General features: G+C 58.0%; 10 protein-coding genes. 5 read left to right on the top strand and 5 right to left on the bottom strand.

Features of this window, described 5'->3' with window-relative positions; all coding sequences use genetic code 11:
• The first annotated feature begins 111 nt into the window (after positions 1 to 111).
• The 4 genes from ACMG4N_RS11075 to ACMG4N_RS11060 all read left to right on the top strand — a co-directional run bounded on the left by ACMG4N_RS11075 (position 112) and on the right by ACMG4N_RS11060 (position 4,826).
• Positions 112 to 1,539, top strand: coding sequence for an ABC1 kinase family protein (locus ACMG4N_RS11075; protein WP_297763693.1), 1,428 nt, complete (start codon positions 112 to 114; stop codon positions 1,537 to 1,539).
• 402 nt (positions 1,540 to 1,941) lie between these two features.
• Positions 1,942 to 3,174, top strand: a complete 1,233-nt coding sequence (locus ACMG4N_RS11070) for a Re/Si-specific NAD(P)(+) transhydrogenase subunit alpha (RefSeq protein WP_297763691.1) — start codon at positions 1,942 to 1,944, stop codon at positions 3,172 to 3,174.
• On the top strand, positions 3,174 to 3,449 hold the full coding sequence (locus ACMG4N_RS11065; protein ID WP_035244439.1) for an NAD(P) transhydrogenase subunit alpha: 276 nt from the start codon (positions 3,174 to 3,176) through the stop codon (positions 3,447 to 3,449). The genes ACMG4N_RS11070 and ACMG4N_RS11065 overlap by 1 nt, the downstream gene beginning before the upstream one ends.
• 3 nt (positions 3,450 to 3,452) lie before the next feature.
• Positions 3,453 to 4,826, top strand: a complete 1,374-nt coding sequence (locus ACMG4N_RS11060; RefSeq protein ID WP_035244441.1) for an NAD(P)(+) transhydrogenase (Re/Si-specific) subunit beta — start codon at positions 3,453 to 3,455, stop codon at positions 4,824 to 4,826.
• A 157-nt stretch (positions 4,827 to 4,983) separates the two neighbouring features.
• On the opposite strand, the gene ACMG4N_RS11055 is transcribed toward ACMG4N_RS11060, so the two are convergent.
• Both ACMG4N_RS11055 and ACMG4N_RS11050 read right to left on the bottom strand, forming a co-directional pair.
• Positions 4,984 to 5,757: a YdiY family protein gene (locus ACMG4N_RS11055; protein WP_414431648.1), complete on the bottom strand. Its 774-nt coding sequence runs from the start codon at positions 5,755 to 5,757 to the stop codon at positions 4,984 to 4,986.
• An 11-nt stretch (positions 5,758 to 5,768) separates the two neighbouring features.
• On the bottom strand, positions 5,769 to 6,587 hold the full coding sequence (locus tag ACMG4N_RS11050) for a mechanosensitive ion channel family protein (RefSeq protein ID WP_297763683.1): 819 nt from the start codon (positions 6,585 to 6,587) through the stop codon (positions 5,769 to 5,771).
• 289 nt (positions 6,588 to 6,876) lie between these two features.
• Between ACMG4N_RS11050 and metH the strand changes: the two genes are divergently transcribed.
• Positions 6,877 to 10,584 carry a methionine synthase gene (metH, locus tag ACMG4N_RS11045; RefSeq protein WP_414431646.1) on the top strand — a complete coding sequence of 1,236 codons (3,708 nt, stop codon included), beginning with the start codon at positions 6,877 to 6,879 and terminating at the stop codon, positions 10,582 to 10,584.
• A gap of 43 nt (positions 10,585 to 10,627) precedes the next feature.
• Here the strand turns inward: metH and ACMG4N_RS11040 are convergent, their stop codons facing one another.
• The 3 genes from ACMG4N_RS11040 to ACMG4N_RS11030 are packed head-to-tail and all read right to left on the bottom strand — an operon-like array spanning position 10,628 to position 14,213.
• Entirely contained in the window at positions 10,628 to 11,425 is a 798-nt protein-coding gene (locus ACMG4N_RS11040; protein WP_414431645.1) for a DUF2189 domain-containing protein, read from the bottom strand.
• Positions 11,426 to 11,455: 30 nt separating this feature from the next.
• Positions 11,456 to 13,465, bottom strand: coding sequence for a PEP-utilizing enzyme (locus ACMG4N_RS11035; RefSeq protein WP_414431644.1), 2,010 nt, complete (start codon positions 13,463 to 13,465; stop codon positions 11,456 to 11,458).
• The gene (locus ACMG4N_RS11030; protein WP_414431643.1) at positions 13,455 to 14,213 is read right to left on the bottom strand and encodes a DUF1461 domain-containing protein; all 759 of its coding nucleotides are present in this window, start codon (positions 14,211 to 14,213) and stop codon (positions 13,455 to 13,457) included. The genes ACMG4N_RS11035 and ACMG4N_RS11030 overlap by 11 nt, the downstream gene beginning before the upstream one ends.
• Positions 14,214 to 14,248 lie beyond the last annotated feature (35 nt).

Here is a 14,248-nt window from a genome sequence, read left to right as displayed (position 1 = left end):
CAGATACAAACAAAATCGAACCGTGACTTTCGGTACATCAATGACCCGGTATTCAATAACGGCTAGAATGCCACCGGCGTTCAGGATGGCAAACGGAGCTTCTTCGCGACTATGACACGAAAAACCGTAAAACGGGTTAAGACCGGCTCGGTAGAGCGACGCTTTTCCATGGCCAAGGCCGGATTTCTGGCCGGTGCCAAGTATGCGACCGCCAGTGCCGGGTCCATCTTTACCCCAAAAGACCAGCGTGAGGCTCGCCGCAAGGAGAACCTGTCCGCCCGTGCCCAGGAGCTGGTGGATGAACTGGGCAGGCTGAAAGGCTCTGTGGTCAAGATTGGCCAGATGATGGCCCTGTTCGGCGAGCATTTCCTGCCCGAGGAAGTGACCACGGCCCTGCATACGCTGGAAAACCAGACGACCGCCCTGGAGTGGCCGTCCATTGAGCGCCACCTCAAGCGAGAGCTCGGCGAAGTCAAAATGGCGGAGCTGGAGATCGAGGAAACCCCGTTGGGCGCCGCCTCCCTGGCCCAGGTCCACAAGGCCATCCGCAAATCCGACGGCAAGGAGCTGGTGCTCAAGATCCAGTACCCCGGCGTAGCCGATGCCATTGATTCAGACATGCGCGCTCTGGTGCGCCTGCTCAAGCTGAGCCGCCTGGTTCCCATGACCGAGCAATTCAATCTGTGGCTCGATGAAGTACGCGAAATGCTGCAGCGGGAAGTGGATTACGATCTGGAGGCTCATACCACTCGCCATTTCCGACATGTGCTGGCCGAAGATACCCGTTTTGTGGTGCCGGAAATCGTCACGGAATACTCCAGCCACAACATCATGTGCATGACCTTCGAGCGCGGCATCAGCGTCACGGACCCATCCGTGCTGAAGCTGTCCCAGGAGCGGCGCAATTTTATCGGTCGCGCCATCATGGAGCTGTGCTGCCGGGAAGTATTCGAATGGAACAAGATGCAGACCGACCCGAATTTCGGTAACTATCTGCTGCGTTTTGGTGACAGTCCGGAAAACGACCAGATCGTACTGCTGGATTTCGGCGCCATTCGTGACTTTGATAACGAGGTGCTGGGCCCGGGCCGGGAAATGATTCGCGCCTCCTTCCATCACGATGGCGACCGCCTGGTGCGCGCCCTTAACGCCCTGGATTTTCTGGCTCGTGGCGCCCCGCGCCGGCTGCTGGATGACTTTTGTTCGCTGTGCTTTGAAGCCATTGAAGTGCTGCAGGACCCGGACCGCTATCCACCACCGGCAGAAGTCCTCAATGACAAAGGGGAATACTGCTGGGGCAACAGCGACTTGCCCAATCGGGTCATGAATCGCGCCAGCCGCAATGCCTTGTCACTGCACTTTGACGTGCCGCCCAAGGAATTTATCTTCCTGGCCCGCAAGCTGCTCGGCGCCTACACCTTTTTGCACGTTATTGAAGCGGAAGTACGGGGCAACACCATTCTTGAGCCCTTTATTCACATGCAGGAAGAAGCTGACGTGATCCTGGTTGATCAAAAAACCATCAGTCCGGTAGATTAATTGCTCAGAAAGTGACAAAAATGCGGGTTTATCACCCGCTTATCGGTGCGATAACGAATTGTCATTTGCCAAGGTGGCATAGCCACAATAAGGTTAGCACCCTGCTGAGAGCCTGTTTCAGGCCTTTGCGCCACCGACGGAGATCGTGCTCCGGTTTGCCTCACTGCAAAGATTGCAGTATCGGGTCCACCGGCGGTATTCGACCTTCGCAGTGTGATGGATGACAGTAACGGCCAGCCGGCCACCTCGTTTCCAGCACACTCGGGACGCAAGGGCCTGAGACAGGCTCTTGTCGGTCGGCTCCCACGAAGCGACCGTTTAACGAGGCTTTCAGGCGCCGGGTTGCCAACTCTGCCGCCCTGATAGCCGATTATTTGCGAACCACAGACGGGGGTAACGCAGGTGATTATCGGTGTTCCCAAGGAAATCTGCCCTGGCGAGCAGCGCGTTGCTATAACGCCTGCCAATGTCAGCGCACTGCTGAAAAAACAAGGTGTCGAGATCATCATCGAGCGTGGTGCCGGTGATATTGCCGGTTACCCGGACAGCACGTTTGAAGCTGCCGGCGCCAAACTGGTTGATCGCGACGAAATCTTCGCTTCCGCTCAGGTGGTACTGCAGGTGCAAACGCCTGGCAGCAACACCCAGAACGGCAATGAAGATCTGGAGAAATTCAAGCAAGGCCAGATCGTTATCGGCATGACCGATCCACTGGCCAACCCGCAATTTGCCCAGACCCTGGCTGACAAGAAAGTCACTGGCCTGGCTCTGGAACTGGTGCCGCGGATCACTCGCGCCCAGGCCATGGATGTTCTCTCTTCCATGGCGATGATTGCCGGTTACAAATGCGTCCTGTTGGCCGCCAACGAATCCCAGCGCATGTTCCCCATGAACATGACCGCTGCCGGTACCATGAACGCCTCCCGCGTGTTCGTAATGGGTGCTGGTGTGGCAGGCCTGCAGGCCTGTGCTACCGCCAAGCGCCTGGGTGCCGTGGTCGAAGCCTATGACGTTCGGCCCGCTGCCCGCGAACAGATCCTGTCTGTTGGCGCCAAGCCGGTAGAGCTGGACCTGGATACCGGTGAAGCCGAAGGTTCAGGCGGTTATGCCAAGGCTCAGGGCGAAGACTTCCTCAAGCGTCAGCGCGAGCTGATGACAGAAGTCATCAAGGAAATGGATGTGGTGATCACTACCGCTGCCGTTCCCGGCGCCAAAAGCCCGATTCTGGTCACCGAAGACATGGTCAAGGCCATGAAACCCGGCTCCATCATCGTGGATCTGGCCGCAGAACGTGGCGGCAACTGTGATCTGACCGAATCCGGCAAAACCGTTGTTAAGCACGGCGTCACCATCGTCGGCCCGGAGAACGTACCCTCCTCCGTAGCATTCCATGCCAGCCAGATGTTCGGCAAAAACATGGAAAACCTGCTTAACCTGCTGCTGGACGACAACGGCGATCTGCAACTGGACTTCGAAGACGAGATCGTTGCCGAAACCGTGGTCAGCCACAATGGCGACGTCCCACAGGCTCGCTTGCGCGACCTGCTCGGCCTGCCCGCTCTGGCTAAACCTGAGCCCGAGGCAGACGAATCCGCCGATGCGGACTCCGACGCCACCAAGGAGGAGGAGAAATAATGGATTTCGTAGCCCAACTAACCCTGTTTGTGCTGGCGATCTTCCTCGGTGTGGAACTGATCACCAAGGTTCCGCCCACCCTGCACACCCCACTGATGTCCGGTTCCAACGCGATTTCCGGTATTACCGTGGTGGGCGCCTTGATCGCCGCCGGTTCCGACTCCGGCATGCTGATCAACGTGCTGGGCTTTATCGCTGTGGTGCTGGCCACCATCAACGTGATTGGCGGCTTCATGGTCACCAATCGAATGCTGGCGATGTTCAAGAGGAAGTAATTCATGCAGAACTGGATTGATATCGCCTACTTGATCGCCGCCTGCCTGTTTGTGGTGGGCATCAAGGGGCTGACCAAGCCGAAAACTGCCGTGCGCGGGAACCTGCTGGCTGCTGCCGGTATGGGTGTTGCCGCCGTGGTTACCCTGCTCAACGAGCATATTGTTACCTATGAAGTCATCATTGCCGGCGTAGTGGTCGGTGGCCTGATTGGCGCCGTTATGGCCAAGAAGGTGCAGATGACTGCCATGCCGCAGATGATCGCTCTGCTCAACGGTTTTGGTGGTGGTGCGTCCTTTTCCGTGGCTTCCGCCGAGTTTTTCCGCGGCTCTGCCAACGACACAGTGTCCATCATTGCTACCGGCGCCGCCGTGTTGATCGGTGCGGTCACCCTGACCGGCTCCCTGGTCGCGTTCGCCAAGCTGCAGGAACTGATCGACGGCAAGCCCATGGGCTTCCCCGGCATGAAGCTGGTCAATGCTGTCCTGTTCATCGGCTCCATTGTCGGTATCGGTTACCTGGTTGCCAATCCGGGCAATGAGATGGTGTTCTGGGGTCTGGTGGCTGCTGCCATGGTTCTTGGCCTGTTGCTGGTGCTGCCAATTGGTGGTGCAGACATGCCGGTGGTTATCGCCCTGCTGAACTCCTACTCTGGCGTAGCAGCCTCCGCTGCCGGTTTCGTGATGGGCAACAGTGCCTTGATCATCACCGGTTCCCTGGTCGGTGCGTCTGGTCTGATCCTGACCAGCATCATGTGTAAAGCCATGAACCGCTCCCTCACCAACGTTTTGTTCGGTGTGATGGCGGAAGCCGGCGAAGCCATGGATGAAGACGAAGTCTATGCTGGCAAGGTGAAGTCTACCTCTGCAGACGAAGTTGCCATGATGCTGGAAACCGCACGCCGCGTTGTCATCGTGCCCGGCTTTGGCCTGGCCATGGCTCAGGCTCAGCATGCGGTCCGCGAAATGGCGGACACCATGGAAGCGATGGGTATCGAAGTCGAATACGCCATCCACCCAGTTGCTGGCCGTATGCCCGGTCACATGAACGTACTGCTGGCGGAAGCCGAAGTGCCCTACGACAAGCTCAAGGACATGGATACCATCAATCCTACCTTCGAGCAGACCGACGTAGCCATCGTGCTGGGCGCCAACGACGTAACCAACCCCATGGCCCGCGAAGACAAAGGCAGCCCGATTTACGGCATGCCCATCCTTAACGTGGACAAAGCCAAGACCGTGGTTGTGGTAAAACGCTCCCTGAGCGCCGGTTTTGCCGGCCTGCCCAACCCGCTGTTCGCCAAGGACAACACCCTGATGTTGTTCGGCGACGGCAAAGGTGCGGTGCTGGATATCACCACCGCCCTGAAAGAAGGCTGATCAGTCAGCTGATCAGAAAAAGGGGGAGCTTCGGCTCCCCTTTTTTATTTGCGCCCTGGGCGTTTCTGCAGAGTGAGCCAGTCTCCTGCTCAAAAAAAAGCCCGCCTCACATTGAGGCGGGCTTTTTTGTTATCTGCAGCGTGAAGCATGCTGCGTATTACAGGAACGTATAAACCAGACCTACACTAACCTGATGATCCGTCTCTTTGCTGCCTGCCGGCACCTTGGATTCATGCTCAAGAAGGTGGCGTAAGCGCAGGGCGAAATGGCTGTTGATCTTACTGGTCAGGGACGTTTCCATGCGGGTGCTGGTGGAATCCTCACCCACTTCGCTGCTGATCTCTTCCTTGAATTCAGCGTTTTCGCTGATCTTCCAGTGATACTTCAATGCCAAACGGGCAATCGCGCTTTCTTCCGTATCGGCACAGTCGCCGTAAGAATCTTCCGGCTCCAGACACTGAACGCGATAACCGGGACCGGCTTCGAGATCCAGCGTGTGGGCATCACGTTCAATGACTCGACGACCCAGACCAACAGCATAGCTGGCCTGGTAGTGAAACCCGGAGAAGTTGTCTTTCTCATAGGTAACGACATTGAACAGGTAGTTCCGGGATTCTTCGCCAAGCTTGCGGTCAAGCTTGTAAGAGGCAAAGTAGTTCTCATCGGTACGGGTATAATCTTCCGTATCCGGGTCGCGCTCTTTTTCGTTGTTGGCATCTGCCTTGAAATGGTGACGCCATAAAGCACTGTCACGGCTTGCATTAACGTGGGCATTCACCGAATCGGAATCCGTGTTGCCGCGCTTGAACAGCAGACCAAGAGACACATCCCCGGACCACTTGCTCGCTTCGCTGGTGCCTTCCTCGGCCGCTGCCGATACCACCGGCAAACCGGTGGCAATCAGCATGGCAGCGAGATACTTACTGCGCATGAATCTCTCCTCTACTCACTCTTGTCCAGATGCACATCCATCTGCGGAAACGGAATGCCAATCCCTGCTTCATCGAAGCGGCGTTTCACGGTTTCCGTGGTGCCCCAGAGTACCGGCCAGTAGTCCGCACTCTTCACCCAAGGACGACAGAGGAAGTTCACAGAGCTATCAGCCAGCTCGCCTACCACAATGGTCGGAGCCGGATCTTTCAGAACCCGCTCATCGGCAGCCAGTACCTCTTCCAGGACTTTCTTCACCACGGAGAGGTCCGCATCGTAAGCAACACCGAACACCATATCTACCCTGCGGGTAGGCAATTCAGAATAATTGGTGATATTGCCGGACATGATTGACCCGTTCGGCACGGTGATCACCTTGTTATCCGGGCTGTTCATGACCGTGGCAAAGATACGGATTTCCTTCACGGTGCCGGAGGTGCCGCCCGCTTCCACGTAATGGCCGACCCGGAACGGTTTGAACATGATCAACATCACCCCGGCGGCGAAGTTGCCCAGGGAATCCTTTAGCGCCAGGCCAACGGCCAGGCCGGCGGCACCAAGAATGGCAACCAGGGATGTGGTTTGCACGCCCAGCTGATCCAGAGAGGCAATAATGACAAAGACAAACAGCAGCACATGGATGATATTGCCAAGGAACTTGGCCACTTCCGTATCCAGTTTTTTGTCCATCACCCGGCTAAGCCAGCCGGCCAGTTTGCCCACGATCCATTTACCGACAATAAAGATGACCAGCGCCGCGATGATATTCCAGGCGTAGGGCATCAGGTTTTCGTTGGCAAAGGTTTCAAGTTGAGACAGATATTGATCCATTAAACGTACTCCTCATCCAGTGAGCGCGAATTATGCCGATTCCTGCGTTCAGCCCAAGATGCATCGATCTGGCGAAGCAGGATTTTACAAAGGTTTCACCTGGCGAAAACGAGGCAGACGCCCCACCCAGCCACCGGCTTGCTGCACATAATGAAACCTTCACGCGTCCGTGACCAGTCTCAAGGCCCTCAGGGCTCCGATTTCCTATCAATCCATGCTCATGTCTGGGTATCTGTCGGGCTGGCCGGTATAATGCGCGGTCACATTTGCTGTCCTGTCGGAGTCTTCAATGCCCAAGAGCGTGCGTGCGCCCCTGACCGCCCAATTGCAACAACGCATTCTGATTCTGGATGGTGGCATGGGTACCATGATCCAGGGCTGCAAGTTCACCGAGGAAGACTTCCGGGGCAGCCGCTTTGCCGACTGGCCCAGTGATCTGAAAGGCAATAATGACCTGCTCTGCATGACCCAGCCGGAGCGGATCAAGGAATTGCACAAGGGCTATCTGGACGCCGGCGCTGACATCATCGAGACCAACTCCTTCAACGCCACGTCCATCGCCATGGCCGACTACGACATGCAGGATCTGGCGCGGGAGATCAATGTGGCGGCCGCCCGCGTGGCCCGACAGGCTGCTGACGAAGCTTCTACCCCGGACAAACCACGCTATGTGGCCGGCGTACTCGGCCCCACCAACCGAACCGCCAGTATCAGCCCGGACGTGAACGACCCCGGCTTCCGCAACACCAACTTCGACAAGCTGGTCGAAGCCTACCTGGAAGCGCTGGATGGCCTGGTGGAAGGCGGTATCGACCTGATTTTGATCGAGACCATTTTCGATACCCTGAACGCCAAGGCAGCGGTATTCGCGGTGGATCAGTACTGCTACGAGAATGGCCTGGACCTGCCGGTGATGCTCTCGGGCACCATTACTGACGCCTCCGGACGCACGCTCACCGGGCAGACCACCGAGGCCTTCTACAATTCTCTGCGCCACGCACGGCCGATCAGTGTCGGGCTGAACTGTGCCCTGGGCCCCATGGAGCTGCGCCCCTACATCGAAGAGCTGTCCCGGATTTCCGAAACCTATGTGTCCGCCCACCCCAACGCCGGGCTGCCCAATGAAATGGGGGAGTACGATTTGGACCCGGCCACCATGGCCAAGGAAATTCGTGGCTGGGCAGAAAAAGGCTTCCTCAACATCATCGGCGGCTGCTGTGGCACCACGCCGGAACATATTGCCGCCATGGCTGAGGCCGTGGAAGATTTGCCGCCGCGCCAGCTCCCCGAGATTGAGGTAGCTTGCCGGCTGTCCGGTCTGGAGCCCTGCACCATCCGCAAGGATTCCCTCTTCGTCAATGTGGGCGAGCGCACCAATGTGACCGGCTCCAAGCGTTTCCTGCGCCTGATCAAGGAAGATGATTACGACGCCGCCCTGGATGTGGCCCGTGACCAGGTGGAGAACGGCGCTCAGATCATCGATATCAACATGGACGAGGGGATGCTGGAATCCGCCGAGTGCATGGTTAAGTTCCTCAACCTGGTGGCATCGGAACCGGAAATTTCCAAGGTGCCGATCATGATCGACTCCTCCAAGTGGGAGGTGATCGAAGCGGGTCTCAAATGCATCCAGGGCAAAGGGGTGGTGAACTCCATCTCCATGAAGGAAGGCGAAGACGCCTTCCTGCATCAGGCGCGCCTGCTGCGCCGCTACGGCGCCGCCGTGATCGTCATGGCCTTTGATGAAGAAGGCCAGGCTGACACCCGCGAACGCAAGGTGGAGATCTGCACCCGCGCCTACAAGCTGCTCACCGAAGACGTGAACTTCCCGCCGGAAGACATCATCTTCGACCCGAATATCTTTGCCATCGGCACTGGCATCGAAGAGCACAATAACTATGCCGTGGACTTCATCGAAGCAGTAGGCGATATCAAGCGCACCCTGCCCCACGCCATGATTTCCGGTGGGGTGTCCAACGTCAGCTTTTCCTTCCGCGGCAACGACACCGTCCGGGAAGCGATTCACGCAGTGTTTCTGTACTACGCCATCAAGAACGGCATGGACATGGGTATCGTCAACCCGACCATGCTCGCGGTGTACTCGGATATTCCCGAGGAGCTGCGCAACGCCGTGGAGGATGTGGTCCTCAACCGGCGCGAGGACGGTACCGAGGTCTTGCTGGATCTGGCAGAAAAATACCGTGGCAGCGGTGCAGAGAAGGTCAAGAAGGAAGACCTGGCCTGGCGCGAATGGGAAGTGGAAAAGCGCCTTCAACATGCCCTGGTGAAAGGCATCGCCGATTACGTGGAAGAAGACACCGAGCTGGCCCGTCAGAATGCCGCCCGCCCCCTGCACGTGATCGAAGGCCCGCTCATGGATGGCATGAACGTGGTCGGTGACCTGTTTGGCGAGGGCAAGATGTTCCTGCCCCAGGTGGTCAAATCCGCCCGGGTGATGAAGAAAGCCGTGGCGTACCTGCTGCCCTACATGGAAAAGGAAAAGGAAGAGCTGGGCACCCAGGACGAGGCCAACGGCAAAATTCTCATGGCCACGGTGAAAGGTGATGTCCACGACATCGGCAAGAATATCGTTGGCGTGGTGCTGCAGTGCAATGGCTACGATGTGGTGGATATGGGCGTCATGGTGCCTTGCGAAAAGATCCTGGAAACCGCCAAGGCCGAGAAGGTAGACATCATCGGCCTGTCCGGCCTGATCACACCGTCACTGGAAGAAATGGTCCATGTGGCCAGCGAAATGCAGCGCCTGGGCATGAACCTGCCGCTGATGATCGGCGGCGCCACCACCAGTCGCATCCATACCGCCGTAAAAATCGATCCTGCCTACCAGGAGGCGGTGGTTCACGTGGCCGACGCCTCCCGGGCTGTGGGCGTGGCCTCCAAGCTGCTTTCCAAGACCGCCAAGGCCGACTATGTCGCAGAGCTCAAGGAAACCTACGAAGGCCTGCGTGTGCGTCGCAAACAGCAGCAGGTGGATCGCAGTCTGATTTCCATCGAGCAGGCCCGGCAGCATCGCTTCCAGCCAGAGTGGTCCAGCTACACCCCGCCTGAGCCAAAAGTAAAAGGCCTGAAGGTGTTCGACGACTATCCCCTGGAAGATCTGGTTCAGCGCATCGACTGGACGCCCTTCTTCCGGTCATGGGAACTGGCTGGCAAATTCCCGCGCATCCTGGAAGACGAGGTGGTGGGCACGGAAGCCACCAAACTCTACCGTGACGCCCAGGTAATGCTTGAGAAAATCGTTGAAGAAAAGTGGCTAACTGCCCGTGCTGTAATAGGTTTTTGGCCAGCAAACTCAGTCATGGATGATATCGAGCTGTACCGCAACCCCGGTGATGAGGAGGCCTTCATGACCCTTCATCACCTGCGTCAGCAGCTAGACCGGACCAAGAACGACAAACCCGATTTCTGCCTCAGTGACTTTATCGCACCCAAGGAAACCGGCCTCACTGACTGGCTCGGCGGCTTCGCCGTTACCGCAGGTAGCGGGATTGACGAACACGTGGCTCGCTTCGAGGCAGATCACGACGACTACTCCTCGATCATGCTCAAGGCCCTGGCGGATCGTCTTGCCGAGGCGTTGGCTGAGCGCATGCACGAAAAAGTCCGCAAGGAGTACTGGGGCTATGCCAATGACGAAGCACTCAGCAATCAGGACATGATCAGCGAGAAATATCGGGGCATCCGCCCTGCCCCCGGTTATCCGGCCTGCCCGGACCACACCGAGAAAGCCTTGCTGTGGGAGCTGCTGGACCCGGAACACAATGCCGGCATGACGTTGACAGAAAGCTACGCCATGTTGCCCGCGGCGGCGGTGTCCGGCTGGTACTTCTCACACCCCGAGGCCAAATACTTCGGCACCGGCAAGCTGGCCAAGGACCAGATGGACGACTATGCCGCCCGCAAGGGAATGACCCGCAAGGAGATTGAGCGGATGGTGCCGCATCTGCTGGGCTATATGGACGAAGAACAAGGCTGACGCGCTGGGCGAGCGCCTTTAAGGCGCTCCACAACCGCAGTCTTCAGCGGCGCTGAGGCGGGAGCTCGAAACGGGGCTCCCAGTCGCTGGCATCAATGGATTCCTGATAACCATGCCAGGTGGCATAGCCGAGCACCGGAAGCAGCACAGCAAGGCCCAGATAGGCCGTCAGCAGGCCCACCAGCAAACACACCCCGATCAGGCAGGCCCACACAAACAGCGCCAGCTTGTTGCGTAATACCGCATTAATGCTGGTAATCACGCCTGTCACCATATCCGTACGACGATCCATGATCATCGGCAGCGAGAACACGCTGGCGGTAAAGATAATGGCGCAGAAAACCGCACCGACACTGCTACCCACCCCGAAAAACAGCAGGATGTCATTCCAGTGCCATTCATTCACCGGGTAGAAGATATAAATCAGGTTCGCCGCCCGCGCCCAGATCAGAAACACCACAATCATTATCACGGTATAGGTCAGTGCATCTCCCATGCAATGCCGGGCTTGGCGCAGGCTTTCCTTGAGTGTCGGGGTCTGATCCTGCTGGATCTGGATACTGATATCGTAGAGATTCAGGGCGAGAATCGGCCCGAGAAAGACAAACCCGGAAATCAACCCCAGGTAGAGACCCATATTGCCAAACCACCAGGTGGCGGCCGTGATCAGATAGCTCAGGCCGACCATGATAAAACCATAGATCAGGCTTGGCCCCGGTGCGGCACGAAAGTCCTGCCAGCCCTTGCGCAACCAGCGCAAAGGCGCCGACGGGGCAATGCTGTGACAGGGCGCCACAAAGGGGCGGGTATCTTCTTCCTGCTGATTATTATCGTTGTTCATGGCATGGCCGCATGGTGAGACGATACCTGTTCAATCTTCGGCAATCTTCGCGGACACATCAAGACTGCCCTGGGTGGCATCCAGATGACCAATCAGCTCATCCTGGACGCTGTGCATCACATCACTGGCGGACCAGATGGCAGGAATCCCATAGCTGACCGCCAGGCTGGCTGCACCGTTGCAAGGGTCTTTCTCGGCGATAACCAGCCCCCCCGCCTGAACCAGCCAAGGCAACCAGGCAGGCTCCACCTGATCGACGACGACAATATCCCCGGGGCAGATCCGATTCAGGCTCCAGGCGCTACACACCCGCCGTATCGGCCCCTCTACCCTGCCCGGCACCAGCGGCAAGCCGCGCAGTAACGGACTAAGGCGCTGGCCGCCGCCAAAACCGTAACCAATCTGGTCCATTTTCCAGTCCGGCGCACCCTGCAAACCGTCATCCAGGTAACGTAATTTGCGGTCGCCAATCACTTCCCGACTGGCACTGGCAGGCAATTGTTGCCCCATCCAGAGCTGCCAGAGTTCATCGAAGTACAGAAAATAAATATCATCCGGATGTTGCAGCCGCCCCTGATTCACCGCCACCGCCCCCATGGCGCGCAGCAGAGCACGCAGCCGGTTGCCGATCGCAAAGCGCAGGCCACGGGCCTGGCGAGCCAGTGACAACCAGCGAGCATCGTCCACTGAGGGCTCGGCACAGGCGGGCAGATCCCCTGTGGCGCTGGCATACAAACCATTGAGATTGCCGGCCTGTGCAGGGCTTTCATTCAGTGGCGCGTGGACCGGGTCAGCCCCCGGGCGCAGACCGGTTTCCCTTAATGCCTCGGGCCGCTCAGCCACCAGAGCATCGATGGCACCTTTCTCGGCACCGGTAACCAGCATTTCCAGAGGAAAAGGCGCCGTGTAGCGGCAGCTGCGGTCAGGCAAGGCCAGGTATCCGGTCTCCCCCTCCACGCCGCTCAGTCGTTCGCCCATGCCGTCAAGCTGCATGAAGGCGCGCCATAGCCCTTCCTGGGTAGCGGCCGGCTGCTGCCAGCGCTTCAAATCCCTGCTCACCCTGGCCAGCGTCAGCTGGTGCCGGTAAACCGTGAATCTGTCCGCCAGGTGGCTGCCCGTAACCGGATCAGCACGACCCTCAAGCTGTTGCCATGCCGGTGGCAGGAAGCGGCTGGCCCCTGCATGCTGACTTTGCAGCTCACGGAAAAATGCACAGTTGGTGTACAGGTGGCTATGCTGGCGACGGTAAGGTTCAACCTTGGCCAGCGATTGCCACCCCTCACGGACAACCAGTGGCTCCCAGAACGCGGTTTTCAGCCAGCGCCCTGCCAGGGTATACCACAATGGCGTTTCCACCTGAGTGAACAATCCGTTCCCTGCCCGGCGTGTCCATGCCTCCCTGGGCATGGGCAGTGAGCCCACCGGCAAGGTTTGCAACAGCCACAATTGCTGCCCATCAAAGACCCATTCACCGGCCTGAGGGCGCTGGAAGTTTTGTTTAAGCCGCTCATGGAGCTCGCGCAACAGTGGCGCGCCCACCTGGTCACCGAGGGCCAGCTCCTCGTGGGAGGCATGCACCAGACGGCCATCATCATCGAAGATCAGCCGTTGGCGCTCGCTGCTTCCATCAAGCACCCCTTCCACCACCATATGGGGCAGGTCCTGCCTTAACGGGTGGCGGGTAAAAAGTACACCGGCGGCCTGCTGCCGTGGCAATGCCTGAATCACTACATGATCCGGCCCTTGTTCTCGCTGGAAGATGCTGCGCAAGGCCGCCGCAAGAGACTCATCGGAGTCCAGATTGAGCAAGCTTTCACGGCGCGAATCCGGATTCATCGGCCCCTGTTGCAGGACCCAATAACGCTCTTCGCTGAACATGCGCGGCAAGGCGCGCAGTTGTTGTGCCAGCGATTCCGGGGAGCTGTCCTGCACCACATCCCGGCCCACCCGCCAGCTTGGCGGCACAGGCAGCCCCATGGCCGCCCAGCGCTGCAGGTTTTCGCTGCCCTGCGCGTCAGCAGTCAGTACTTCAATGCCCATGACCTGATTCTTGTTTGACGATGTTTTTCGACAGCCGCAGCCCTAACCAGTACAACACCGGTATCAGCAACAGCGCCCCAATAGCGATTGCCGCGGCAATTCCCCCGAACAATACCGGCGCCTTCATCAAGGTGCTCATTAGCGAATCCTGCCAGTAGAAGAACCACTCATTTTCGGCAGGAAATAGCCACACGTGTAACTGATAGAAAACCTGAGTCGGCCCGGCAACGGCCAACCACGCTATCACAGCCCCTACCCCGAAAACAGTTATCCCCATGCGCTGCCGCATGGGCGGTATCCCCAGGTGGATACACAGCACGGCCAGCGGCAGCCACAGCAACGCCAGGGCCAGCATCAACCAGCGCCCGATATCAATCAGGTCTGCCACATCCTGCAAATGACGGACCTCTGCGTCATGCAGAAGCGGTATCGGTGCCCTGCCCGGTAGCGTGTAGTGAATATCTGCCAGGCCTTCGCCCTGCTGGTGAACGGCATCGCGGATTTGCTCGAATGCCCGATGGTGTTGCTCGCTCGGCAATTGCTCAAAACCATAACGGAAGCGATTCTGTGGGCCGTACTCTTCGATGTGTGCACCGATATCGAGCTGCTGATACCAGAAGCCATACCCATAATTGGCCTGGCTGTACAGCGCCCAACTGATCAGCACGGAAAGCAATACAGCCGTGACAGCGTAGAAGAACCACACTAAAGTGGCAGCGATCGGGCATTTTTGTACTGTTTTTTTCATAGCACCCCACAAGCATAAACCAGAATAATAAACAG

It is taken from the genome of Alcanivorax sp. IL2 (genome assembly GCF_047495475.1).
In the GTDB taxonomy this organism is placed as follows: domain Bacteria; phylum Pseudomonadota; class Gammaproteobacteria; order Pseudomonadales; family Alcanivoracaceae; genus Alcanivorax.
Note: the sequence above shows the minus strand (reverse complement) of the source record. Positions and strands in the feature narration are given on the sequence as shown.

What these genes read in the sequence shown, in the direction of transcription:
- ACMG4N_RS11065 (WP_035244439.1), top strand. Translation starts at nt 3,174, where the DNA reads ATGGATTTCGTAGCCCAACTAACCCTGTTTGTGCTGGCGATCTTCCTC.
- ACMG4N_RS11075 (WP_297763693.1), top strand. Translation starts at nt 112, where the DNA reads ATGACACGAAAAACCGTAAAACGGGTTAAGACCGGCTCGGTAGAGCGA.
- ACMG4N_RS11050 (WP_297763683.1), bottom strand. Translation starts at nt 6,587, where the DNA reads ATGGATCAATATCTGTCTCAACTTGAAACCTTTGCCAACGAAAACCTG.
- ACMG4N_RS11060 (WP_035244441.1), top strand. Translation starts at nt 3,453, where the DNA reads ATGCAGAACTGGATTGATATCGCCTACTTGATCGCCGCCTGCCTGTTT.
- metH (WP_414431646.1), top strand. Translation starts at nt 6,877, where the DNA reads ATGCCCAAGAGCGTGCGTGCGCCCCTGACCGCCCAATTGCAACAACGC.
- ACMG4N_RS11035 (WP_414431644.1), bottom strand. Translation starts at nt 13,465, where the DNA reads ATGGGCATTGAAGTACTGACTGCTGACGCGCAGGGCAGCGAAAACCTG.
- ACMG4N_RS11030 (WP_414431643.1), bottom strand. Translation starts at nt 14,213, where the DNA reads ATGAAAAAAACAGTACAAAAATGCCCGATCGCTGCCACTTTAGTGTGG.
- ACMG4N_RS11040 (WP_414431645.1), bottom strand. Translation starts at nt 11,425, where the DNA reads ATGAACAACGATAATAATCAGCAGGAAGAAGATACCCGCCCCTTTGTG.
- ACMG4N_RS11055 (WP_414431648.1), bottom strand. Translation starts at nt 5,757, where the DNA reads ATGCGCAGTAAGTATCTCGCTGCCATGCTGATTGCCACCGGTTTGCCG.